This window comes from Mesorhizobium sp. M0207 (assembly GCF_040321995.1).
In the GTDB taxonomy this organism is placed as follows: Bacteria; Pseudomonadota; Alphaproteobacteria; order Rhizobiales; family Rhizobiaceae; genus Mesorhizobium.
Genome location: NZ_JAMYSQ010000002.1, coordinates 23,118 through 46,520, shown reverse-complemented (window position 1 = coordinate 46,520; position 23,403 = coordinate 23,118). Strand labels below are relative to the sequence as shown.

Sequence of the window (23,403 nt, the reverse complement as noted above, 5' to 3'; positions counted from 1 at the left end):
CAATGGGAAACAATCTGAAGGCAATGCTGGCGGGCCTGGTGCTGTCGACCGCACTTGCGGCCGGCGGCACAGGGGTCGCGAATGCCGCCGGCGACGAGATCGTCATCGGCGCTCCGATCTCCTTGACCGGGCCGCTGGCCGGCGACGGCAAGGAGCAGAAATGGGCCTATGAGCAAGCGGTGGCCGACATCAACAAGGCCGGCGGCATCATGCTCAAGTCGGCCGGCAAGAAGCTGCCGGTGCGCCTCGTCGTCGCCGACGACGAAAGCTCGGAAGGCAAGGTCGCCTCGGCGCTGGAAAACCTCATCAAGGTGCAGAAGGTCGACGCGCTGCTATCGACCCATTCCGGGCCGATGAACATCGCCGGTGCCATCGTCGCCGAGAAATACAAGAAGTTCTACATGATCACGACGGCGTTCCCGTTCGAGTGGCAGCCGTTGAAGCTCAAATACTCGGCCCTCTTCTTCTTCCACCCGGGGCCGGGCGCCGAGGTGCCATTCGAGATCTGGAACAAGCTGCCGGCCAATGAGAAGCCGAAGAACCCGGCACTTGTCACCGAGGATTCGCCCGACGGCAAGGGCTTTGGCGGCGCCTTCGAGGCGGCGGCCAAGAAATATGGCTACACTTTCGCGGTCGACGATCCCTGGGCGATCGGGGCCACCGACTATTCGGCGCTGATCACCAAGCTCAAGGCCGCCAATGTCGACGCCATGCTGGTGTTCGGCTCGCCGGCCGACACGGTGACGCTGCTGCGCCAGATGAAGGAGCTCGGCTTCTCCGTGCCTTATCTGCATGGCTGGAAGGGCACCTGGACGGGCGAGTTTCACGAAGCGCTCGGAGCGGATTCGGACTACATCATGACCGACGGTTTCTGGTCGTCGAGCTATCCCTATCGCGGCGCCAAGGAACTCGGCGATCGCTACGAGGCCGAATTCAAGAAGGACTCCGTCACAGTCGGCGCCTTCTACGCTAATGCGCAGGTGCTGGCGCAGGCGATCGAAAAGGCGGGAACCACCGATGCCGCCGCGCTGCATGACGCGGTCTTCAACCAGGAATTCAAGGACACCGTCGTCGGCGATCTCAAATTCGACCAGACCGGCTTTGCGCTGATCCCCAGCGTTGCCACGCAATGGTGGCAAGGCAAGCACCAGCTGATCTTCCCGAATGGCAACTGGACCTACAAGCCGGCGCCGGCCTGGGACAAGCGCTGAGCGGCGAGGGCACGGGCTCCGACGTTGCCGCCTGCCCTTCTCCCCGTCCTACTCGGGGAGAAGGCCGGCAGGGCGATGAGGGCGGCGCTGACCTCGATAGATTGCGCGGATAGCTTCCCCTCGAGAAACGGAAACACACGATGCAGCCTGACGAAACCTTGCTTCGCCTCGAGGCGATCCAGAAGCGGTTCGGCGGGCTTGTCGTGCTCAACAACATCGACATCGCCGTCGGAGCCAATGAGCTGATCGGGCTGATCGGTCCCAACGGCGCCGGCAAGTCGACACTGTTCAACGTAATTACCGCGCTCTACACCCCAACCCAGGGCCGTATCCGCTTCCGTGGCGAGGACATCACCGGCACGGCCCCGCATCGCATCTGCCGGCTCGGCATTGCCCGCACCTTCCAGCTGGTGCGCACGTTCCTGACCATGACGGCCTTCGAGAACATCATGGTCGGTGCCGTCTATGGCTCGGGCGGCCGCGTCAAGCATGCGACGGCAGCCGCCGAGGAGGCACTTGAACTGGTCGGGTTGACCGCCAAGCGCGATGTCCGCACCGCGCATATGACGTTGTCCGACCGGCGGCTGCTGGAGATCGCGCGAGCCGTTGCCTCCAGCCCGGGGCTGCTGTTGCTGGACGAACCGATGGCGGGGCTGAACCCGACCGAGATCCAGCGCACGGTCGATGTCATCCGCCGCGTGCGCACAGACAAGGGGGTCTCGATCCTGTGGGTAGAGCACAAGGTCGATGCCATCATGAAGGTATGCAGCCGGGTGATCGTGCTGGACCATGGCGAGAAGATCGCCGACGGCACGCCGCGCGAGATCGTCGCCAACCGCAAAGTGATAGAGGCCTATCTTGGCGAACCGGCTGCTTGACGTCACCAATCTGGAAGTCGCCTATGGCGACGTCGGAGCGCTGTGGGGCGTGTCGATCCACGTCAACGCCGGCAGCATCGTCGCCATTGTCGGCGCCAACGGCGCGGGCAAGACGACGCTGCTGAAGACCATCTCCGGTCTGCTGAAGCCGAAGCGCGGCGAGATCTTCCTCTCCGGCGCGCCGCTGGCCGGCAAGGCGCCGGAGGAGATCGCGGCGATGGGCATCGCGCATGTACCGGAAGGGCGCGGCCTGTTCCGGCAGATGACCGTGCTGGAAAACCTCGAGCTCGGCGCCTTCCAACCCAAGGTGCGGAAGCGCTTCAAGCAGTCGCTGGAGAAAGCCTACACGCTGTTTCCGCGGCTAAAGGAGCGGGCAGGGCAGAAGGCCGGTTCGCTCTCCGGCGGCGAGCAGCAGATGCTGGCGATCGCGCGCGCCACCATGTCGGACCCGTCGCTGCTCATCCTCGATGAGCCGTCGCTGGGGCTCAGCCCGATCGTGGTGCAGCAGATGTTCGCGCTGATCGAGACCTTGCACAAGCAGGGCGTCACCATCCTCCTGGTCGAGCAGAACATCCATCAGGCACTGAAGGTCGCCGACTATGCCTTCGTGCTGAAAACCGGCGAGCTTGCCATGCAAGGCACCGGTGCCGAGCTCATCGCCGATCCCGAAATCCAGAAGGCCTATATGGGCGTCTTGGAGGTGCAATGATGCAGAACATTCCGCCTCCCGAAATCCTGCTGCAGCTGTCGCTCAACGGCGCGCTGGGCGGCGCCATGTACGGCGTTGCGGCGGTGGGCCTCAGCCTCATCTTCGGCACCATGCGGCTGATCTTTCTGGCGCAGGGCGCGATGATCATCCTGTCCGCCTATTTCGTACGGGCGCTGTTCTACGGCGTCGGCATCGACCCTTTCGCGTCGCTTCTGATCGTCGTGCCCGTCGGGCTCGTCGTCGGCTGGCTGGTCACCAAGGCCTGTTTCGCCGCGCGGCGGCAGCGGAGGACCGCAACATCTCACTCTTGATCGCGGTCGGTCTGATGTTCCTGATCCAGAACCTGATGACGGTTATCTGGGGCGGCAACACCGCGGCCATCGTCACCTCCTACACGGCGAGCGGCATCGAGATTTTGGGCGTGCGCACCTCCTTCACCCGCTCGATGGGCTTCGTGATTGCGCTCGCCGGTACCGGCCTGGTGGTGCTATTCCTGCGCAAGACATTGGTCGGTAAGGCGGTGCGCGCGGCCTCCGAGGACATGGAGGCGGCGACGCTGATGGGCATCAGCCCGCACCGCGTCAACGCCGTCGCCTTCGCGATCGGCATCGGACTCGCCGGAGCGGCCGGCGTCGCGGTGGCGACGACTTTCCCGTTCAACCCGTTCGCCGGCTTCATCTTCAGCCTCAAGGCGCTGGTGGCGCTGGCGCTGGGCGGGATCGGCAATGTCGCGGGCGCACTTGCCGGCGGCATCATCCTCGGCCTGATCGAAGCCTATGTGCAGTATTTCATCTCGGGCGGCTGGACCAACGCTATCGCCTACGGCGTGTTCCTGGCGGTGCTGATGTTCAAGCCGGAAGGCCTGTTCAGCCGGCCCTACAAGAAGGCTTGAGCGTCATGATGATGAAAGCCTTGCCGGAACAATTCTGGATTGGGATCGCAATTGCCGTGGTCGCTGCCCTCGCGCTGGTGCCGCTCCTGCCCGGCGCGATCGATTCTTATGCCTTCTCGTTCCTGTTCTTCGTTTTCATCTACGCCACTATGGCGCAAGGCTGGAACCTCGTTGCCGGCCTCGGCGGCCAGATCAGCCTCGGCAACCATGCCTTCTTCGGGCTCGGCGCCTACACCACCGCCATTCTGTGGAGCGGCAATTATCTCTGGGGCACGTTCTATGACGCCTATCCGCGGATCTACTATTTCGATCCGGTGACGATGATGCTGGGCGGGCTGGTCGCGGCCGTCGCCGCCATCATCATCGGCCTGCCGCTGCTGTCAAAGCTGCGCGGCGACTATTTCGCGCTCGGCACGCTCGGGTTCGGCGAGATCATCAAGGTGATGTTCATCAATGGCGGTGATTTCACCGGCGGCGCCTTCGGCGTCGTGGCGCCCGCCGGCACCTTCGATACGCTCTTGCCGCACTATCTGGTCGGGCTCGGCCTGATGGTGGGCACAGCGCTTGCCGTCCGCTTGCTGATGCGCTCGCGCTACGGCCTGGCGCTGATCGCCGTGCGCGACGACGAGATGGCGGCTTCGGCCAACGGCATCGACACGCTGAGGGTCAAGGTCGCCGCCTTTGCTGGCAGCGCCTTCATCGCCGGCGTCTCCGGCAGCCTCTATACCTACTACATCTTCCATGTCGGCCCGGACTCCGTCTTCGACCTCGACTGGATGCTTTTGCCGCTGATGATGACGGTGGTCGGCGGCACCGGCACCCTGCTCGGCCCGATCCTCGGCGCCTTCGTCATGTACGCGGTGTTCGACCTGGCGCGCATAGTGGTGCCGGATTACCACCCGGTGATTTCGGGGCTGACCATCATCTTGGCGATGCTGTTCTTGCCGAAGGGGCTGATGCGGAGTTTTGCGGGCAGGGCGCGGACGGCTTGAGGTCTGGGTACAGCCCTGTTGAAGCGTCAGCACCTTCCTAATGCACCACCACACGCACTCGCTCCCGCAAATCTCTCGGCGCCACGTCATACTTGCTTCTGAACGCCCGCGAAAAATGTGCGCTCGAATTGAACCCGCAGGCAAACGCGATTTCCGAGATGGAGGCTGAGGCGCGGGCGGGCGACAGCAGCTCCTCCTTGCTGCGCTCCAGCCGTCTATCCCACACGAACCGCTCCAGTGTGGTGCCTTCGCCTTCGAAGGCGCGGTGCAGATAGCGGCGGGAGCAGCCCATGTGGCGGGCTATGTCCTCGGCCGACAGGTTTGAGCGCGCCAGGTTGGCGTCGATATAGGCGACGATGCGTTCGCGCAGCGCTTCCAGCGGCGAGCGGCGGAAGTCCGGCGCCGTCGGCTTTGCCTGGATCAGTCCGTTGACGAGTTGTATCAAGCTTTCTCCGACACGGCGGCAGCCGGCCTCGTCGAGCTTGTGCGCGGTGCCGATCGCCATCTGCATCAGACCGGAAACGATATGGGTGAGGCTGTCGTCGTTGCCGGGCAACGGCACCGGCGCCGAGAGCCGCGCCAGCGTCCCGTCGCCGAAGGTCGAGCGCGGCACCTGCAGGATGAGCTGGTCGACATCCGACAGGTTTTGCAGCGAATAGCTGCGCATTGGATCATAGATGATCGCAGCGCGTGGGCCGAGATCGACCGCGACCTCCTGCTGCTCGAAGCGGCTGTGACCGCTGAGCTGCATCAGGATCTTGATCGCGTCGGGATCGAAGCTGCGCCAGAAGGTACGGTCGCTGACGACCAGATGCGACTTGGCCTTGATCTCGGAGAGCCGGCAGGAGCCGAGATGCACGGAAACGAGCTTCGGCAGCGACGGCGCCTCGCCGCGCGAGAAACGCTGGGTGATCGGGCCGAACAGCATCCGCGACGCAGATAGGAAAGCCTCGCCGTCGGCGACGCTCACGTGGTGGGCGATCATAGTCTCCTCCACATTCTCGTTGTTCCCGTCTTGTCGCGGGATTGTGACGCAGCGGCAGCGCCACGTCATCCTTAACATGATAAGCATCTTTGCCGCAACGGCGGAGGTGCTTCACGCCGCGCCGGACGAAGTCGGCCGGCATCCTGGTGTCCGCGTTACTGAAGGGCCGCATGCCGCTGCCGTGCGGAAAGGCCCGATCTTGCGGTCGAGCCGTTTCAAAGGCCGGTACCCGGTCGCCGTCGGCGAGATAGCCGTGCACGTCGGCGCGATAGCCGGTCTGCTCGGTGGCCAAGCACTGGAAGACACATTTCATCAGGGCGTCCATGCCGGCACAGGGAAGGCGTTCCGCCTCGGTCTATTCGACTTCGGACGCGCGAGCACGGCGAGCAGATCGCCGCCGTTCTCCTCGGAGGACCCTTCATAGGTCCTCCGGATCAGATCGAATTGGCGCTCATCTCAGCCCCACTTCATCTCGCCCTTCGCGACCTTCGAGCCGATGTCGAGGGCGACGCCCATGCCGAGGCCTGGGAAGCGGGCCTCCATCGCGCTCTTCAGCGCCGCGGCGTCCGCGGCCTTGGCGAGTTCCTGCTCGAAGGCCAGAAGATAGGTCTTGGTGTATTCGACAGCGGAGATGTCGAGCGGCGACTCAGGCGTCATGTGCCCCGGCACGACGACGGTCGGTTTGCGCGCTGCGATCTTGTCGAGATTGGCAATCCAGACCGCGCGTGATTCCCTGGTCGGGGTGTCGGCGGTCCAAACATGAACGCCGGCGAAGACCAGGACGCCGCCAAACACCGCGTTCAGCGAGGGCGCCCAGAGATAGCGGCGATTAGCGAGGCCCTCGGCGGCGACGAACTCCACCGTCTCACCATCCACAGTCAGTGACGGACCGTCAAACGCATCGGGCAGGACGATGTCGGCCAGCGTCTGCGGACCGTTCTCCTTCAGTTGGGGTCCCCATACATCGAGCTTCTTCTTGACCGACGCCTTGATCGCGGCAACCGTGTCCGAGGCGGCGACGACCTTGGCCTCGGGGAATGCCTCACGCACCGGCTTCAGGCCGAAATAGTAGTCCGGGTCCGACTGGCTGACATAGATCGTGGTCAGTTTCTTGCCGCTGGCCTTGATCTCTTCGGCCAGCGCGCGGCCGCCCGGATAGGTGAAGCCGCCGTCGATCAGCAGCGCCTCGGTGGCGCCGGAAAGCAGGACGGGGGCGCGGAAAAAACCGTTTGGGCCGGCCGGGAAATGCTTCCAGGCAAGTCCGGTTCCAGCCGCACGGCCGATATCGGCAGGGGCGAAGACGGCAGCGGCGCTGATGGCAAATGTGGTTTTCATGACTTGTCTCCTCGTAATCATGTGGGTGTCCTCTCGGATTGGATGGCGCTGAAGAAATCGGGCTGCGCGCGATATTGAGATCGAGTCGGCCGGGTCCAGCCGCCGGATAAATTCAGGAAGCTCAGATAGGGCCGAGTGATCGTGGTGTGGACGATACCGTTCTCGCAGTCCCCGACATGGACCCACGGTCGTACCGGCAACCTCGGTCCAGACCATGAACATCCCTGGCCGAACTTCCAGCGCCCGGTCGCGGACGGCCTTTACCTTGGCGAATTTGACCGCCTCCGCGGGGGCAAGCGCATGAAGGCACCTCGGTATCGAACTGCAGATGGAAGGCGAGGTCGCCGAAGCGAGCCTCGTAGACGTGGCCCATTGCGGGAAAAGCCTCGATCGTCACTCTGCTTTTCCTCCTGCGCGGACCCGGTTGCCCGACGCACAGAAGGATGGACCGTTTCGATTGGACGATAAATATCGATGAATTGGATTCAATGTGAGGTATAAGCGCACAATCGGAGCAGGCGAGCATGGAAGCAATCAACCTCAACAGACTGGCGTACTTCGCGGCCGTGGTGGACATGGGCTCGTTCACTCGCGCGGCCGATCGGCTAGGCGTCAACAAGACAGTCGTCAGTCAACAGGTTGCGCGGCTTGAAGCGGAATTGAAGACAAGCCTGCTGCTGCGCACGACGCGCAGGGTCGAGCCGACCGAGGCAGGCCGGCAGCTTCACGCGCGATGCGTGATGATCCTGAGCGAGGCAGAAGAGGCCTTCGCCGAACTTGCCCAGACCAATGCTCAGCCGTTGGGCGTACTGCGGATCACCGCGTCCAACGATTACGGCGCGATCACCGTCGCGCCACTGGCAGCCGAGTTCTGTCGAATCTATCCGGCATGCCGGGTCGATCTCATCCTCTCGGACGCCAGGATGGATCTGGTCGCCAACCAGATCGACCTTTCGATTCGCGTAGGTTGGCTTACCGACTCCAGCCTGCAGGCGCGCCGGATCAGCTCATTCCGGCAATTTCTGGTCGCCGCGCCCGACATAGCCGGAGACTTGTCCCCGAGCGAGCCCGAGGAACTGTCCGGCCTCCCCTTTGTCGCGAATGTCGCGCTGAAGGAGCCGCTGGTGTGGCGGTTTACCCGGGGGGATCATGAACTGCGGACAGTCCGCATGAAGCCCGGCATGACGATCAACAGCACTCCGGCCGTGCTGGAGGCAACCCTAGCGGGCGCCGGTATGTCGATCCTTCCCGATTTTCTTGTCGGCGATCATATGGCGGCTGGCCGGCTGGTGCCGATTCTGCCTGCCTGGACGCTGCCTACCGGCGGCATCCACGCCGTGTATCCGGCCGGCCGGTTCCGCCCGCCCAAGGTTGCACGGTTCGTCGAGATGCTTTCTCAGAACGGCAGGCAGCGGCCTCGAAACCTCTTCCGCAACGGCTGATGTCTGCTCGCGGGCGTCGTCTCGCCACCGTGTACAGCGAAGTCGCCCCGAGTTCCTCTTTCGAGAAAGTCCGTCCAACGCCCTGAGCGTGTTCCGACCAGCCGGTCGAACCGATCGGAAACTGATCTTTGGGCAGCAGAAATCTGACCGCCGGCTATATGAGCCGCTCGCGGCATTGCGCGAGCGTCTTCGCTCTGCGGATATCCCGGCGGAGGGCAGCCGCTCGTTCCGCCCGATTTTGCGAGATTATGGCGCAAGGGCATGCCCGATGCATCCGTCGCGGAGATGCAAGGCTAAGGTTCGCCGGTGAGACGCGCCGTGATCAACCGTGCTGCCTTGATTGCTGCCCTGCCCTGTGTGGCTGCGGTCGCGTCGTCGACGCGTGAGACGGGCGAAGCCACCGCCAAGGTGCCGATCGGCTGGCCGTCAGCGCCGAGGATCGCCGCGGCGATGCTGTGCACGCCTTCCTCATAGCCCTGTGCGCTGCGAGAGTAACCGCGCGTGGCGGCAAGCCGTATCGCCTCCACAACCTTGTCCGGCCGCGTCACCGTATGCCGGGTGAACACCTGCAGCGGCTTTTTGAAATAGGCGCCGACCACATCCGGGCTTGAAGCGGCCAGGAAGGCGACGCCGGACGCTGTGCCGTGCAGCGGCAGCACCTGGCCAACATCGACATTGACGCGGTTGGCCTTGGTGGAAAGCTCAACATGGACGGTCAGCAGCGCCCCGGCGCTGAATTCCGACAGATGCACGGTCTCGCCGGTTTCGAGCGAAAGCTCTCGCGCCACAGGCGCCGCGACGCGGACGAAGGGGAAATGTGCGTCGCGAATGCGGGCCAGCCGCGACAGGCCGGCGCCCAGCCGGTAGCGGCGACTCTTCGGCTCCTGCTCGATCAGCCGGTGGTTGGAAAGCGCTAGCAGCAGGCGCCTTGCGGTGGCTTTGTCGAGACCGGCCTTGCGGGCGAGGTCGGAGAGGCCGATCTCCGGTTCACCCACCGTGAACAGCTCCAGCAGCGAAACCGCCTTGCCGACTGTGCTCATTATCGATTCTCCGAGATACTTCGCGTGTGAATTAACTTGACAGCAGCCGACCCGCCTTGCAGTCTATAACATACAAAATGCTGGTTCAAATAGTGAACCAGATTGGAACGCGCGCGCCCCAAAATAATCGCGCGGCAGGGAGAGTTAAGCGCTGTGATGGCTGCCAGCAGAAGCGATTCGCATTCAACGACCATTGGTGAGCTGCTCGACCGCGAGCAGGCGCGCTTCAGTGACACGCATCCGCGCTCAGCGGCGGCCTGGGAAGAGGGCAAGCAGCGTTTCCTCTATGGCGGACCCTCGCACTGGATGCGGCGCTGGGCCGGCGGCTTCCCGGTTTATGCCGCGTCGGCCAGCGGCGCCCATATAAGAGACATCGACGGTCACGACTATGTCGACTTCGCCCTTGGCGACACTGGCGGCATGTGCGGCCACGCGCCGGAGGCGGTGACTTGCGCCGCACTGCGCCAGTTGCAGAACGGCACAACGATGATGCTGCCCACGGAGGACAGCCTGTGGGTTGGCACTGAGCTGCATCGTCGCTTCGGACTGCCCTACTGGACGCTGACCACCTCGGCCACCGACGCCAATCGCGGCGCCATCCGCATCGCCCGCATGATCACCGGCCGCGACAAGGTGCTGGTTTTTTCCGGCTGCTATCACGGCAGCGTCGAGGAAGCGCATGTCGAGATCCGCGACGGCCGTGTCGGCCTGCGTAACATGATCCATCCCAACGGTGTCGACCATTCGGCCGTATCGAGGGTGGTCGAGTTCAACGATGTCGCTGCGCTCGAAACGGCACTCTCGGCTGGCGACGTCGCCTGCGTGCTGACCGAGCCGCTGATGACCAATTTCGGCATGATCCCGGTCGCCGACGGCTTTCATGACGCCCTGCGCGAGATCACCCGCCGCACCGGCACGGTCTTGATCATTGACGAGACGCATACGATCTCCAGCGGACCCGGCGGTTATTCGTCCGAGCATGGGCTGGAGCCGGACATTCTGGTCGCCGGGAAGGCCATCGCCGGCGGCATTCCGGCCGGCATCTTCGGCGTCTCGCAGGCGATCGCCGAGCGGTTGTGGGCCATCGTGCCGATGGTCAATCCGCGCGTGCGCCAGTCGGCGCATCTCGGCATCGGCGGCACGCTGGCCGGCAACGCACTCACCGTAGCCACGATGCGCGCTGTGCTGGAAGAGGTGCTCACGCCCGCCAACTTCGAAATCATGATCGGCAGAGCCTCGCGGCTGGCGGAGATGGCACGTGGCATCATAAACGCCAATAAGTTGCCGTGGCATGTGACGCAGATCGGCGCCCGCGCCGAGATCATGTTCATGCCCGATCCGCCGCGGAACGGCGCCGACGTCATCGCCGGCCGGCGCGGCGATCTCGAGACGCTGCTGCACGCCTTCTACATGAACGAGGGCATATTGGTGACGCCCTTCCACACCATGTTCCTGATGTGTCCGGCGACGACCGAGGCCGATGTCGACCGCCACGCCGAGGTCTTCACCCGTTTCATTGATCTCGTGCGTGGCGCCGGAGTCGTCTGAGCGATGGCGAAACCATTCGATCTCAGCGGCAAGGTGGCGCTGGTGACCGGCGGCGGACGCGGCATCGGTGCTGCGATCGTCACCCGCTTCGCCGTGGCCGGTGCTAGTGTCGTCATCGCCAATCGAACGTTCGATATGGCAAAAGCGCTGACCGCCGAATTGTCCGCCCGCAAGCTGGATGTGCGTGCGGTTCCGCTTGCTGGGCTCGACCGCGCCAGGCTGCACGCACTGGTCGGCGACATCGTACGTCAGGCGAGCCGGCTCGACATCGTCGTCCACAATGCCGGCGGCTGTCCCTGGGCCTCGATTGAGGATCTTGACGAGGACAAGCTCGATGAAGCGCTGGCGCTTAATCTCAAGCCTTGCTTCTGGCTGGCGCAGGCAGCAGTTCCGGTGATGCGCAAGAACGGCTTCGGCCGCATCCTTGTCACCTCTTCAGTGTCGGCGCGCTTGGCGATGGCCGGCGGCGCGCATTACTCGGCTGCCAAGGCCGGCGTCAACGCCTTCATTCGGGGTGCCGCCTTCGAATTCGCGCGCGACGGCATTACCGTCAACGGTGTCGAGCCGGGCTTCATAACCAAGCCGGGTAGGGGCACGATGAGCGCGCCGGAAGTTGCCGGGCGCCTCGGCCAACACATACCCGTTGGCCATCTCGGCGAGGCGGACGACATTGCCTATGCCATGCTCTATCTCGCCTCGGAGCAGGCCAAATACACCACCGGCCAGACGATCGTCGTCGACGGCGGCTCAACGTTGCCGGAAACCGGCTTCGCCGTCGAGCGCCATTGGGGGCTGACATGAGCCGATGCCTCGAAGACCGCAAGGCGCTGATCACCGGTGCTGCCACCGGAATGGGCCGCGCCACTGCCGAATTGTTCGGCCGGCACGGCGCCGAAGTCATCGCCTTCGGCCTCGGCGGTGAGGGACTGGACGGCGCCGTCAAGGCGAGCGACGTTGCCGCCGTGCTCGGCGACATCACCAGCGCAGGCGATGTCGCACGTGCTATCGACGCCTGCGGCGGGTGTCTTGATATCGTCGTAAACGCCGCCGGAGTGATGATCCTCGACGAGCCGGAGAGCCTGAGCGATGAGACCTGGGCGCGCAGCTTTGCGGTCAATGTGACGGGCGCCATGATGGTCTGCCGCGCCGCACTGCCGCTCATGAAAAAGCGCGGCGGCGCGATCGTCAACATCGCCTCCGTCGGCGCCTTCAACGCCAGCGGCCAAAATGCCGCCTATTCGGCCAGCAAGGCAGCACTCGTCTCCTACACCCGCTCGCTCGCCTTTGTACATGGCCCCGACGGCATCCGCGCCAACGCGTTGGCGCCTGGCTGGGTGCGGACGCCGATGAGCGTCTACGAAATGGAAGTGGCGGCAGCGGCCAACGGCTCGACGCCCGACGAGGAGTTCACCGCGCTCACTGGCCGTATTGCGCTCAGGCGTGTCGCCGAACCGTCTGAGATCGCCAACTGCTGTCTGTTCCTGGCTTCCGATGCCGCCTCCTTCGTCACCGGTGCTGTGCTCGTCGCCGACGGCGGCGGCCGTGCACCAACGCAAAACAGGGCAGTGTGATGCGACCTGACCAGTGAGGCTTGTCACAGGCGAATGGCCAGGATACCGGCGCTCTGATAAGCGGCGCCACTTGTCTCACGCTGCTGCCTCTACCGACATTCAGATAGGGAAGACCGCGTTGATTTGCCCCGCCGCGCTTTTGGCTGCAATTCAGGCAGCCACGATGGCGCCAACGGTCGAACAGGCCAGGACTTGCTTTACACCCGCGTTCATAAACACTCAGAACGCGCGGCGATGGCAGGAATGGTCGATATGGTCGCGCGGATTGCCGTGCGAATACATGCACAACGCGCGTTTCGCTTTGCCTTCCGCGGTAATCGAGGCATCTGAACAGAAAGCATATCCGACAATATTGCCGCGGACTGCCTTCCGGACGCCCACATAGGTGAACAAGTACGCTCCCGTGGTGAACCCGACCCAAAGCGCTTCTCCCACTGGCGAAGAGACTGCACCATCAAGGTCCGGTGTCAAACACCCAGTTTCGAACCGGCTCTCAGACCGCCTGCTGCTTGAGCCGCATGTTCTCGCGGTACAGGCTGATGTGGTCCTTGAAAATACCGCCGACATAATCCTGGAAGGTCGGCAGCGTCGCGATGTCGATGGCGGCGCCCTTGGCAAACCAGGCGATGATCTCGTCGGATTCCGTCATATACTGTCCCGGCGTTAGCTCGACAGTTGGAAAGCCGACCTTGGGCAGGTGCGCGGCGAGCTTCTCTGTGATCTGGCACTTCTCTTTGCTGCCCTGTTCGACCAGCCGGATGTCGACCTGGTCGAGCAGTCTCGCCTCAAGCAGGAACACGCGAACCTTCATGCAGAACGGGCAGCCATGGAGCAGGTAGACGATGGGCTTGAACACGGTATTGGTCATGGCAAATGCCTTTTGCCGGATGCACTGCGGGTTGGCCGTGGGGCGGCTATGCGCGCTCGAATATGCCGCCGCATGACCCCGTTCGGCCGCCGGCGTTGCAAGCGCACCGGCAGGCCGATATTCAGACATGCGGAATGATCAAGCCAAAACAGCGATTTCCGCTGCGAAGTCGCGATAGGAGCGCAGCGGGCGACCCAGCATGCCGGTCAATCGATCAACATCCCCTGCCTCAGGGACCATGCCAACCACAAGGAAGCGCTCGGCCATGAGACGCATGTCGAGCGCCATCCAGCTCGGTGCGTAATTTCGGAGGTTTTGCTCGAACCCAGCGGTATCGTCGCCGCCATAGTGGATCGTCCGGCCAAGAACATTCGACCAGATGGCGGCGACATCGGCACCGGTCAGCGTGTCGGGACCAACGACATTGATCCGCTTGAGAGGAAGCGGCTCGCTTGCCTGCTCACGGCGAACCAGCTCGATGGCTGCGATCTCACCGAGATCGCGCGCGTCGACCATCGCGATGCCTTTGTCACCGATCGGCATCGGATAGACACCGTGACCGAGCACCACGTCCTTCACCGAATAGTCGTTGTTGATGAAGTATGCAGGCCGCAGGATGGTGGCGTTGAAGCCCAGCTGCTCCAGCATGCGTTCGACACTGAACTTACCGGCGAAATGCGGCACGTTCACGTAGATGTCGCTGTGAAGCACGGACAGATAGACGATCCGCTTGATCCCGGCCTCATGGGCCAGATTGAGGGCGATCAGCGCCTGGGTAAACTCGTCGGGCACCACGGCGTTGAGCAAGAACAGGGTGGACACGCCCGAGAAGGCCGTGCGCAGCGCATCGACGTCAAGCAGATCGCCTTCGGCGAGGGCAACGGCGGCTGGTAAATTGGCCTTCGAGGGATCGCGGACGAGCGCGCGCACATTAGCGCCGCGCTTGATGAGCTGATCGACGACATTGCGGCCGACGGTTCCGGTTGCACCGGTGACGAGGATAGTCATGTGGTCACTCCTGCTTTTATCAGATCGTTAGCGCTATTTAGGAGTCCACAAACGCACCGGAAGCTGCCATTTGTAGACACCCTGTCTCACTGGTGGAACACATGGACCTGCTCGCCCTAGCCGACTTCAATCTGGTTGCACGTCATGGTGGATTCGGGCGAGCCGCGCGCGCCACAGGGCGCCCCAAGGCGACGCTCTCGCGGCGCGCCGCAGAACTGGAGAATAGCTTGGGCCTACGCTTGTTCGAGCGCGGGGCGCGTACCCTGAAGCTCACGCAGGAGGGAAAGGACCTGCATGAGCGAACCAGTCGCTTGCTGACGGAAGTGGAGGAGACGGCCGCAGCGATTGCGTCGGGAGACCGGGAACCGCGTGGAAATTTGCGGATCAGTGCACCGTTGCTCTTCTCTCAACTTGCGATGGGTAAGCTGGCGGCAGGCTTCTCGCTCAAATATCCCGACGTTATCCTTGAAGTCACGACCGAAGACCGTGCAGTCGACATGGTCGAAGAAGGGTATGACCTGGCCATTCGCGTCAATCCGCGTTCCGATGAAAGCCTGGTGGGACGGGTCTTCATGCGTGATCGGCTTGTGATCGTGGCGAGCCCGCAAGTGGCGAGACCGCGAGACGGAGACGCCGCTCCCGCTGTCGTGCGGAGCTCGGACAGAGGACTCTCGGTGTGGAATATCAAACCGGACACGGGGCCGACGACGATCGCGTTCACCCCGGTGCTCAGCCTGTCGTCGCTCATCATGGTTCGCGATGCGGTCGTCATGGGCGTGGGTGCGGCACGGTTGCCGGTATCGCTCGTGAGTCATGATCTGGCCGCCGGCACATTGGTGCATTGGGGGGACGTGGATGGTCCGGATACGGCCCTGTGGACGCTCTACCCGTCGCGGCGCCTGTTGAATGCCCGCGTTTCCGCCTTTCTCGACCATCTGAGAGGAGCGTTCCCAAAAGGAACTCCCGACGAATTGGCAGCGTTCATTCGGATTTGAAGCCGCCACGGTTACCTTCTGTCGGCCAACGCCATCACCCACGTCGCGGGCCAGCTTGATCCAATAACGCAAGCGACGACCGCCAGAAGGTGGCTGCTGCAGTCCGATGAACTACAGCAGCCGACGCATCAGCCCGCAAGCCGCGGATAGTCCGTGTAGCCGGCCGCGCCACCGCCATAGAAGGTGGATGGATCGGGCTCGTTGACGGGCGCGCCCAACCGTAGACGCTCGACGAAGTCGGGATTGGCCAAAGCCCAACGGCCGATCGAGGTCATGTCTGCCTGGCCCGAGACGATGTCCTGGTCCAGGGCTTCGCGTGTGCGGCCAAGCCGCAGCACCATCAGGGTCGTGGGCCACGCACGGCGGATGTCGGCGAGGAACTCGTCGCCCCCGCCATACATCAGATGGAGATAGGCCAGCTTCAGTGGTGCCAGCGCGGCGACCAGTTCGCGATAGAGCGCAGGACTCTCCGGACCTTCATCAAGCCCGCCCAAAGGCAGGCCTGGCGAAAGGCGGATAGCGGTGCGATCGGCGCCGATCTCATCGGCGACAGCCTGCGCCACTTCGACGGCGAACCGAATGCGGTTAGCGATCGGCCCGCCATAGGCGTCGGTCCGGTGATTGGCGTTCGGCGCAAAGAACTGATGGACGATATAGCCGTTGGCGCCGTGAATCTCGACGCCGTCGGCGCCGGCATCGATAGCCAGCCGCGCGGCCCGCCGGAAGTCCTGCACCGTGGCGGCGACTTCCTCGGTCGTCAGCGCGCGCGGCTCGGGGATGGGCTGCATGCCGCTCGCAGTGAACATCTGCTCACCGGGCGCGACGGCCGATGGGGCGACGGGCTGACGGTGATGCGGCGTGTTGTCCGGGTGCGACATGCGGCCGACATGCATGAGCTGCAGGAAGATCTTCGCGCCTTTTGCGTGAACCGCATCGGTGACCTTGCGCCAGCCGGCGACATGTTCGGGTGCGTGGATCCCCGGCGTCGCGAAATAGCCCTGGCCATCGGCCGAGGGTTGCACACCCTCGGTTATCAGCAGGCCAAGGGAGGCGCGCTGGGCGTAGTATTCAGCGGCGTGCTCGCCCGGTACGCCGTTGAACTCGGCACGGCTGCGAGTCATCGGGGCCAAGGCCAGGCGGTGGGGCAGGTCCATTTGGCCCACGCGGACCGGACTCCAGATAGTCGTCATGATAAACTCCTTGAAAGTTGAAAACTTGGTGATCAGCGGGTGAAATCAGCGACGATCTTGCCGGGTGCGTGGCCGGTGCGATTGCGCTCGATTGCGGAAGCCAAATCATCGAAGCCCACCACGTCGGCGATCGTCGATCGCAGGGCGCCGACGGCGACCTGCTGGGCGATCGCGGTCAGGCGCGCGGTATCAGGTTTGTTCGATAAAAAGACGCCGCGGCGGCCTGGCGGCGTACGTGATGCGAGGTCCGTGGCGGCGATGCTTACGAGAAGGCCATCGGGCGACAGGACTGCCCAGGAGCGGTTCACGACCTCACCACCGACGAGGTCGACGACGAAATCGATGTCGCGCGCAAGCAGCTCGAAGTTCTGCTGCCGATAGTCGATCACCTCGTCCGCGCCGAGCGCCCGGACATGTGGCAGGCTATTGGTCGAGGCCGTGGCAAAGACCGTCGCTCTGGCCGCCTTGGCGAACTGGACGGCAAAGCCGCCCACGCCGCCGGCTGCGCCATGGATCAGCACCCGCCGTCCGGAGAGGTCGAAATCCGCCGCCTGAATGACATGCCAGGCTGTCATCGCCGCGACCGGAATGGCCGCGGCCTCCACGTCGGACAGTGATGCCGGCGTCAGGACGAGCTTCTCGGCGTTGATGACCAGATGGTCGGCGTAGGCTCCGACGCCACCGATGGCGGCCATAACCCGATCCCCGGGCTTCACGCCTGTGACGCCGGGGCCGGTCCGAAGCACGACGCCGGCCATTTCGATGCCAAGCGTCGCGGGCAGGGTCAGCTTGAAGCGCTCGCGGAGGTAGCCTTCACGGATTTTCCAGTCGATACCGTTTACCGCGGCGGCCTTGACCGACACCAAGACCTCGCCCGGACCCGGCTCGGGCGCGGATACGCTATCGACTGTCAGCGATTCGGGGCCGCCATAGGCTTGAAGACGTAAGGCTCGGCCGGGGGCAAGCGGTTCGGATGTGGAGGCCCCGCGCTTGAGATCAGCGGATTGGATCATGTAGGTTCTCCTTCTTGGCAGAAGGTATGCGTTCGAAATCCGCGCCATAAGTCATCGAAATAAGACAGTCTGTCTCGCTGGAGAGACACCTAATGGCCTTCCGGCGTCTCCAATTTCGTATTTGTGGCCTTATCCGTACGGTGCTTTTCGGCCAGGCGGAAAAGCGGTCGGCCGACGGCGACCTTGTAGCGGCGCGTGATCGGGCTCGTCGATCATCAGCGCCAGGATCAGATGGGCCATGAGCCAGCTTCGGACGAGCCGCTCATCGCGTGCAGGAAGCTTATGGGTGCCCATGCCGCTCTTGAGCCGCTTGAAGGCGAGTTCTGCCAGTGTCTCGATCGAATACTAACCATAGCCTTCGGCCGGGTCCGCAGAGTGCACAGCCGCCGATCTCCATTGGCCGTCGGGCGCCCGTCCTCAGCCGGCGTGATATTCGAGCATGATGTCGATCAGCGCTCTGACTTTGCGTGGCGGGAAGTCGCCGGGAGGACGCACCACATAAAGCCCTGCCGCGACCACCGTGTGGTCGGCAAGCAGGGGGATGAGCGCACCGGAGGCGATGTGGGGCTCGATCAGGAAATCCGGCAGGGCCGCCACGCCGAGTCCGGCCAGCGCCGCCGAAAGGAGCGCTTCGCCGTTATCCGCCTTGAAACGACCGTGAGGATGGACCGCGATCGTTTTGCCTCCTTCGACGAACCGCCATGCTTCGGTCCCCTGCAACAGGCACTCGTGATCCGCCAGTTGGCCAAGCGTTTGCGGTGCCCCATGCCCGGCGATATAGGCGGGGCTGGCGACAAGCATCCCGGATATGGGCCGAATGCGTCTGGCGATCAGGCTCGAGTCAGGCAGAAATCCCGCCCTGATTCCCGCGTCGAAGCCCTCGGAAATCAGATCCACGAAACGATCGCTGTAGGCTGCATGAACATGCAGCAAGGGATGGCGTCGAGCGAGTTCGGCAAGAACCGGGGCGACAAGCCTCGGCCCGCCAGACAGGGGCGCGGCGATACGCAGAAGCCCGCGCACCGCGCCATCGGGTGCTATCGCATCCTGTGCCGCCTCGAACTCGCCGAGGATGCGAGTGGCGTGGTCGCGGAACGTCGCGCCGGCCTCCGTCAAGGCGGCGCCGCGAGTCGTGCGAGAGAGCAACTGGCTTCCGAGCGTTTCCTCCAGCCGAGCCAGTCGGCGGCTGACGACGGATTTTGCGACGCCCAGCCGCCGCGCGGCAGGCGATATGCCTCGCCCCTCCGCGATCTCCACGAAAGTCCTGACGTCCTCAATCTCCATAGCGTTCCGCTTTCAGCAACAATCAATCGCAAAACCGGAGGCTATCTTAAGCCGACAAGGAACGCCATCCTTTGTGGGTCAGTTCATCCGGCATAGCCGCGCCGGACCAACCCCATGGAGAAATAGATGAGCGTGCAAGACGTGTGGAAATACGAAGAATCTGCGCTGGTGCTGATCGACTACCAGCCGGAAATGTTCAGCCAGATCCGATCCGAAACGCCGGCCAACCTGGTCGAGCTCAACGTGCGGCTACTGATCAGGGCTGCACGGGCTTTCGACATGCCCATTATTCTCTCGACGGTCGGTGCAAACATGGGTGTCAACGGCCCCACGGTTCCGGCGATCCTCGCCGAACTGCCCGGCATCGAGGTGATCGATCGCTCGACAATGAACTCGTGGGAAGATCCGGCCTTTCGCGCCGCGGTCGAGAAGACCGGCCGCAAACGGCTGATCATCGGCGCCCTCTGGACCGAGATCTGTCTTGCTTTCCCGGTCATCGATGCGCTCAAGGACGGCCATGACGTGGCTTTCCCGGTCGACGCCGTCGGCGGTCGGTCGCAGCTTGCCCACAGCACGGCGATCCAGCGGCTCACTCATGCCGGGGCGGTCCCCAGTACGGCCTTGGCTGTCGTTACCGAACTCTTCCGCGACTGGGCGGGGCCGGTGGCCGACAAGGCCCGCACGCTGGTGTACTGGTATTACGAGGAGCTTGCGAAGCTGCAGGGTCCGGCCGCAAAGGCCGCCTGAAGCGCCAGGCCGAGCACGGTTGGAGCGGCGGGGAAGCCTCTGACAGGGCCGATTTTTCCCGCCTGTTCTACCGGCAGCACCGGCGAGCCCCGCATAGTCGGCTCTCCCGCCGCCAATTTCCCTATTTTCGAAAAGGACGATCAAAATGAAAACTCAAACCGGCGCCGTTCGCGGCCCCATCAATCGTTGGAGCCTGGCGCTGTGGATCGCACAGGCGCTCCTGGCTCTCCTCTATCTGGCAGCCGGTGGCGCGAAACTGACACAGCCCATCGACGCGCTCGCCGCGAGCATGAGCTTCGTCACCCATGTACCGGAAGCCGTCACACGGCTGATAGGCACTCTCGAAGTGCTGGGCGCTGTCGGTCTCATCCTGCCGGCCGCGACGCGGATCAAGCCTTGGCTGACGCCGCTGGCGGCTGTCGGGCTTTCACTCATACAGGTGGGGGCGATCATCACGCATGCGCTGCTCGGCGAGACGGCCAAGATGCTGCCCATCAACCTGACGCTGCTCGCCTTGTCCTTGTTCATTGCTTGGGCCCGGCTGCGGAAAGCCAAGATCCCGGCTCGCTGAGCATGGCGAGTCACGAAGAGGGTAGGCCGGCCCGCCACTCGCGGATCACGACCCGTTGACGCAGACATCTACCGACATCGAGCCCCTGGAGCTTCAAAATGCAGTTCGGAATCTTCTCTGTCAGCGACGTAACGCGCAACCCGATCACAGGCGTCACGCCGAGCGAGGCGCAGCGGATCGATGCGATCGTCAAGATCGCGAAGCGGGCGGACGAGGTCGGGCTCGATGTCTTCGCCATCGGCGAGCACCACAACCCACCCTTTTTCTCGTCCTCGCCGACGACTCTGCTCGCCCATATCGCCGCGCAGACGCAGCGCATCATCCTCAGCACCGCCGTGACGCTCATCACGACCAACGACCCGGTGAAGATCGCGGAAGACTACGCGATGCTGCAGCATCTCTCGAAGGGGCGGACGGACCTGATGCTCGGCCGCGGGAATACAGTGCCGGTCTATCCCTGGTTTGGGAAGGACATGCGTGACGGCGTCGCACTGGCGCTCGAGAACTACAATCTGCTCCACAAGCTGTGGCGCGAGGACGTTGTCGATTGGCAAGGCAAATTCCGGACCCCGCTGCAAGGCTTCACGTCGATCCCGCGTCCGCTCGACGACGTTCCTCCCTTTGTCTGGCACGGCTCGATCCGCACTCCGGAGATCGCCGAGCAGGCGGCTTTTTACGGGAACGGCTATTTCGCCAACAACATCCTTGCGCCCAACCTGCACTTCCTGCCGCTGGTGAACTTCTACCGCGAGCGGTTCGAGCATTACGGACATGGCACCAAGGAGCAGGCCGTCGTCGGGCTTGGTGGCTATGCCTTCATCGCGAAGCGCTCGCAGGACGCATACGACCGATTCCGGCCCTATTTCGTAGGCAGCCCCATCTACGGAAAGACCTATCGGCTGGAAGAATATTCGCGCGATACGCCGCTCAGTGTTGGCAGCCCGCAGGAGGTCATCGACAGGACGCTGAGCTTCCGGGAAGCCTTCGGCGACTATCAGCGGCAGCTGTGGGTTCTCGACGCCATGGGGCTGCCGCTGGAGATGGCTCTCGAGCAGGTCGAGCTGCTGGGCACTGAGGTGGTGCCCGTGCTCCGCAAGGAGATGGCGGCGCGACGCTCGCCGGGCGCCGCCATAGCCCCGACGCACCGGAGCCTGGTGGAAGTCAAGTATGGAGACCAGCCGCCGCGCCAGCCGCGCCCGAATGCCAATCGCGGAGACAACCTGACGGACGGCCGGCCGTATCACGATACTGACGAAAACGTTACAGCGCGCGCCCCGCTGGTCGCGGGGCAGGTCGCGCCGTCCGGCAAAGCCGACGTTCCACCCGCGGAGCTGTAGGTCGACTGGCGGGTACATTCAGGAAAGGATTCGAGTGATGACGAAGGCGATCGAGTGCGTTAACGAGCCCATACGGCTCGTCGTGGTGAACGCAGGCGTAAACGATCCCTCGACAACGCGGATGCTGGCTGACCGCATCGCACAGAAGAGCATCGAACGTATCACTGGTACGGGAAAGACCGCCGTCCTTAGCGTCATCGACCTGGCTCCGCTTGCAGTCGATATTGCGCGTGCCGTGGTGGCCGGATTTCCCGAGGCCAAGGTGCAGTCCGTCATCGAAACGCTTGCCGGCGCGGATGCCGTCGTTGCCGCCACGCCAGTCTACAAGGCCGGTGTCAGCGGGCTGTTCAAGTCGTTCATCGATATCCTCGACAACGACTTGCTCATTGCCAAACCGGTGATCCTCGCCGCGACGGCCGGCACCGCCCGCCATGCAATGGTCGCGGACGCGCAGATGCGCCCGCTGTTTGCCTTCCTGCGCACTTTTCCCGTGCCGACGTCGATCTTTGCTGCCCCGGAGGATTGGGGGTCGCCGGAGCTCGGCGGTCGCATCGATCGAGCTGCTACCGAGCTCACCCAGTTCCTGTTGAGTGGCACCAGCCGATCCATCGCGGACGCGGCATGGAAAGGCTATCAACACCAGTTCGCAGGCAATGCGGCGCGCGCGGAGCGCAGCGCTGCCGATGTCAATTTCGACACCGATCTGATGAAGCTGGCCGCAGGAGGGACGGCTGTAGAGCGGATGATCGTCAGAGGCTGAGGGAGCTGAATTTCCTTGCCCAATCCTTTGGCCTGGCAATCCACCATCATATGGAAATGCTGTTCATGCAGCCGTGCTCTATTGGTTCCTCTCGATTGGGCTAGATCTCATCCAGCATCGGCTTGAAGTGAAACTCGGCTGTGGTTACCGGGCCGCCTAACCTCTCGATCACAGATGCTCAACGGACCTTGAACCATGACTGACGGCGGGATGGGCCGTCTCCTCGATCGGGGAACACTGAGAGTCTCGACGACGGCTTTGGCATTGCCCGAGGTGCAGCAGATGTCGGACTCAGCCGTCACGGCGGCGGAAATGTTGACGTAGGTGACAATTGGAATGCCGGATACCGCTGTCGCAGCAGGGCGGACATCTTCCGCAGTGATAGAGTCCGCCGGCGAACAGCCTGCTCGCGCAGATCGGGAATGAGCACTGTTTTGTCCGGGTTGAGCAGCTTCGCCGTCTCGGCCATGATGCACGCCGGCAAGCACGAGTACATCGGCCTCGACCGTCATTGCCATGAGGGCGAGCGCCAGGCTTTCACCGACAATGTCGGCGACGCAGTGGAAGATCTCGGGCGTCTGGCAATTGTGCGCCAGGATGACGGCGTTGCGTTGCCGCTCAGATCGAGAATGGCGTCGATATCGTCCGCGAACATCGGCCATTCGATGGCCGGGATGACGCTGCGTACACGGTTATAGAGTACGGCACTGCGGGCCCGTTCATGCGTTCTCAACCATCGCCGCCACGGCTCTCACCGGCGTGGCTGACAAGCTCGATGCCGTGTTACGCGAGGGCGAGGCGTGGGAAGAGTGCTCTGAGTTTCCTTGGCCGCAAATCCGTTCGGCGCTCAACGATCTGGTGCGCTTCGGGAAGCTCGAAAAAGTCTTTCACGGCGAGCGGCGCTCCTAGGCGGCAGGTGGGCTGCTGCTGCCGCTCCTGAAACACGACGGTGGAGGAGTCTGCGGTAGCTATTAATTCGCAGCCATTCGCAAAGTTTTGGTTCAGGCTGCCTAACTCAGCTGAGCAG

25 protein-coding genes are annotated in these 23,403 nt (G+C 63.5%); 16 read left to right on the top strand and 9 right to left on the bottom strand.

What is annotated here, in order from left to right; translation table 11 throughout:
• Positions 1-2: 2 nt before the first annotated feature.
• The 6 genes from NKJ15_RS04015 to NKJ15_RS03990 all read left to right on the top strand — a co-directional run bounded on the left by NKJ15_RS04015 (position 3) and on the right by NKJ15_RS03990 (position 4,682).
• Positions 3-1,211, top strand: a complete 1,209-nt coding sequence (locus NKJ15_RS04015) for an amino acid ABC transporter substrate-binding protein (RefSeq protein WP_352539272.1) — start codon at positions 3-5, stop codon at positions 1,209-1,211.
• 140 nt (positions 1,212-1,351) lie between these two features.
• Positions 1,352-2,089, top strand: coding sequence for an ABC transporter ATP-binding protein (locus tag NKJ15_RS04010; RefSeq protein WP_027027454.1), 738 nt, complete (start codon positions 1,352-1,354; stop codon positions 2,087-2,089).
• Positions 2,070-2,798 (top strand): ABC transporter ATP-binding protein, encoded by a 729-nt coding sequence (locus NKJ15_RS04005; RefSeq protein WP_502906860.1) that lies wholly within the window; start codon positions 2,070-2,072, stop codon positions 2,796-2,798. Before NKJ15_RS04010 ends, NKJ15_RS04005 begins: the two co-directional genes overlap by 20 nt.
• Complete coding sequence (locus tag NKJ15_RS04000; RefSeq protein WP_352814193.1) at positions 2,795-3,109, top strand: ABC transporter permease subunit; 315 nt, start codon at positions 2,795-2,797, stop codon at positions 3,107-3,109. Before NKJ15_RS04005 ends, NKJ15_RS04000 begins: the two co-directional genes overlap by 4 nt.
• Positions 3,106-3,690, top strand: a complete 585-nt coding sequence (locus NKJ15_RS03995) for a branched-chain amino acid ABC transporter permease (protein ID WP_352814191.1) — start codon at positions 3,106-3,108, stop codon at positions 3,688-3,690. The genes NKJ15_RS04000 and NKJ15_RS03995 overlap by 4 nt, the downstream gene beginning before the upstream one ends.
• A gap of 5 nt (positions 3,691-3,695) precedes the next feature.
• Positions 3,696-4,682: a branched-chain amino acid ABC transporter permease gene (locus NKJ15_RS03990; protein ID WP_352814189.1), complete on the top strand. Its 987-nt coding sequence runs from the start codon at positions 3,696-3,698 to the stop codon at positions 4,680-4,682.
• Positions 4,683-4,719: 37 nt separating this feature from the next.
• Here NKJ15_RS03990 and NKJ15_RS03985 read toward each other — a convergent pair whose 3' ends face one another.
• On the bottom strand, positions 4,720-5,667 hold the full coding sequence (locus NKJ15_RS03985) for a helix-turn-helix domain-containing protein (RefSeq protein WP_352814187.1): 948 nt from the start codon (positions 5,665-5,667) through the stop codon (positions 4,720-4,722).
• A 456-nt stretch (positions 5,668-6,123) separates the two neighbouring features.
• Positions 6,124-7,023: an MBL fold metallo-hydrolase gene (locus NKJ15_RS03980; RefSeq protein ID WP_352814184.1), complete on the bottom strand. Its 900-nt coding sequence runs from the start codon at positions 7,021-7,023 to the stop codon at positions 6,124-6,126.
• Positions 7,024-7,526: 503 nt separating this feature from the next.
• Between NKJ15_RS03980 and NKJ15_RS03975 the strand changes: the two genes are divergently transcribed.
• Positions 7,527-8,444: a LysR family transcriptional regulator gene (locus tag NKJ15_RS03975; RefSeq protein ID WP_352469662.1), complete on the top strand. Its 918-nt coding sequence runs from the start codon at positions 7,527-7,529 to the stop codon at positions 8,442-8,444.
• Positions 8,445-8,737: 293 nt separating this feature from the next.
• Here NKJ15_RS03975 and NKJ15_RS03970 read toward each other — a convergent pair whose 3' ends face one another.
• Positions 8,738-9,484, bottom strand: a complete 747-nt coding sequence (locus NKJ15_RS03970) for an IclR family transcriptional regulator (protein WP_352767493.1) — start codon at positions 9,482-9,484, stop codon at positions 8,738-8,740.
• A 156-nt stretch (positions 9,485-9,640) separates the two neighbouring features.
• Between NKJ15_RS03970 and NKJ15_RS03965 the strand changes: the two genes are divergently transcribed.
• Genes NKJ15_RS03965 through NKJ15_RS03955 form a run of 3 tightly spaced genes read left to right on the top strand, consistent with a single transcriptional unit; the run spans position 9,641 to position 12,603 of the window.
• Positions 9,641-11,032 carry a transaminase gene (locus NKJ15_RS03965; RefSeq protein WP_352767491.1) on the top strand — a complete coding sequence of 464 codons (1,392 nt, stop codon included), beginning with the start codon at positions 9,641-9,643 and terminating at the stop codon, positions 11,030-11,032.
• A gap of 3 nt (positions 11,033-11,035) precedes the next feature.
• Positions 11,036-11,833: an SDR family oxidoreductase gene (locus NKJ15_RS03960; RefSeq protein WP_352814180.1), complete on the top strand. Its 798-nt coding sequence runs from the start codon at positions 11,036-11,038 to the stop codon at positions 11,831-11,833.
• On the top strand, positions 11,830-12,603 hold the full coding sequence (locus tag NKJ15_RS03955; protein WP_352814178.1) for an SDR family NAD(P)-dependent oxidoreductase: 774 nt from the start codon (positions 11,830-11,832) through the stop codon (positions 12,601-12,603). The genes NKJ15_RS03960 and NKJ15_RS03955 overlap by 4 nt, the downstream gene beginning before the upstream one ends.
• Positions 12,604-13,096: 493 nt before the next feature.
• Here the strand turns inward: NKJ15_RS03955 and NKJ15_RS03950 are convergent, their stop codons facing one another.
• Both NKJ15_RS03950 and NKJ15_RS03945 read right to left on the bottom strand, forming a co-directional pair.
• A complete protein-coding gene (locus tag NKJ15_RS03950) occupies positions 13,097-13,471 on the bottom strand; it encodes a glutathione S-transferase N-terminal domain-containing protein (protein ID WP_352767487.1) in 375 nt (124 codons plus the stop codon).
• Between the two features lie 138 nt (positions 13,472-13,609).
• Complete coding sequence (locus tag NKJ15_RS03945; protein ID WP_352469670.1) at positions 13,610-14,479, bottom strand: NmrA/HSCARG family protein; 870 nt, start codon at positions 14,477-14,479, stop codon at positions 13,610-13,612.
• 101 nt (positions 14,480-14,580) lie between these two features.
• Here NKJ15_RS03945 and NKJ15_RS03940 point away from each other — a divergent pair, with 101 nt between their 5' ends.
• Positions 14,581-15,474: a LysR family transcriptional regulator gene (locus NKJ15_RS03940; RefSeq protein WP_352814176.1), complete on the top strand. Its 894-nt coding sequence runs from the start codon at positions 14,581-14,583 to the stop codon at positions 15,472-15,474.
• Positions 15,475-15,602: 128 nt separating this feature from the next.
• Here NKJ15_RS03940 and NKJ15_RS03935 read toward each other — a convergent pair whose 3' ends face one another.
• The 3 genes from NKJ15_RS03935 to NKJ15_RS03925 form a co-directional block, all read right to left on the bottom strand.
• Complete coding sequence (locus NKJ15_RS03935) at positions 15,603-16,664, bottom strand: alkene reductase (protein ID WP_352469672.1); 1,062 nt, start codon at positions 16,662-16,664, stop codon at positions 15,603-15,605.
• 32 nt (positions 16,665-16,696) lie between these two features.
• Positions 16,697-17,677 (bottom strand): NADP-dependent oxidoreductase, encoded by a 981-nt coding sequence (locus NKJ15_RS03930; RefSeq protein ID WP_352685389.1) that lies wholly within the window; start codon positions 17,675-17,677, stop codon positions 16,697-16,699.
• A gap of 417 nt (positions 17,678-18,094) precedes the next feature.
• The gene (locus tag NKJ15_RS03925) at positions 18,095-18,961 is read right to left on the bottom strand and encodes a LysR family transcriptional regulator (protein WP_352685390.1); all 867 of its coding nucleotides are present in this window, start codon (positions 18,959-18,961) and stop codon (positions 18,095-18,097) included.
• A gap of 126 nt (positions 18,962-19,087) precedes the next feature.
• On the opposite strand from NKJ15_RS03925, the gene NKJ15_RS03920 reads away from it, so the two are divergent.
• The 4 genes from NKJ15_RS03920 to NKJ15_RS03905 all read left to right on the top strand — a co-directional run bounded on the left by NKJ15_RS03920 (position 19,088) and on the right by NKJ15_RS03905 (position 22,376).
• Entirely contained in the window at positions 19,088-19,708 is a 621-nt protein-coding gene (locus NKJ15_RS03920; protein ID WP_352767278.1) for an isochorismatase family protein, read from the top strand.
• 145 nt (positions 19,709-19,853) lie between these two features.
• A complete protein-coding gene (locus NKJ15_RS03915; protein WP_352767280.1) occupies positions 19,854-20,279 on the top strand; it encodes a DoxX family protein in 426 nt (141 codons plus the stop codon).
• A gap of 98 nt (positions 20,280-20,377) precedes the next feature.
• The gene (locus NKJ15_RS03910) at positions 20,378-21,616 is read left to right on the top strand and encodes a CE1758 family FMN-dependent luciferase-like monooxygenase (RefSeq protein ID WP_352814172.1); all 1,239 of its coding nucleotides are present in this window, start codon (positions 20,378-20,380) and stop codon (positions 21,614-21,616) included.
• A 37-nt stretch (positions 21,617-21,653) separates the two neighbouring features.
• On the top strand, positions 21,654-22,376 hold the full coding sequence (locus NKJ15_RS03905) for a CE1759 family FMN reductase (RefSeq protein ID WP_352814170.1): 723 nt from the start codon (positions 21,654-21,656) through the stop codon (positions 22,374-22,376).
• 107 nt (positions 22,377-22,483) lie between these two features.
• Here NKJ15_RS03905 and nadA read toward each other — a convergent pair whose 3' ends face one another.
• Positions 22,484-23,038, bottom strand: a complete 555-nt coding sequence (nadA, locus tag NKJ15_RS03900) for a quinolinate synthase NadA (RefSeq protein WP_352814168.1) — start codon at positions 23,036-23,038, stop codon at positions 22,484-22,486.
• A gap of 97 nt (positions 23,039-23,135) precedes the next feature.
• On the opposite strand from nadA, the gene NKJ15_RS03895 reads away from it, so the two are divergent.
• A complete protein-coding gene (locus tag NKJ15_RS03895) occupies positions 23,136-23,285 on the top strand; it encodes a hypothetical protein (protein ID WP_352814167.1) in 150 nt (49 codons plus the stop codon).
• Positions 23,286-23,403 lie beyond the last annotated feature (118 nt).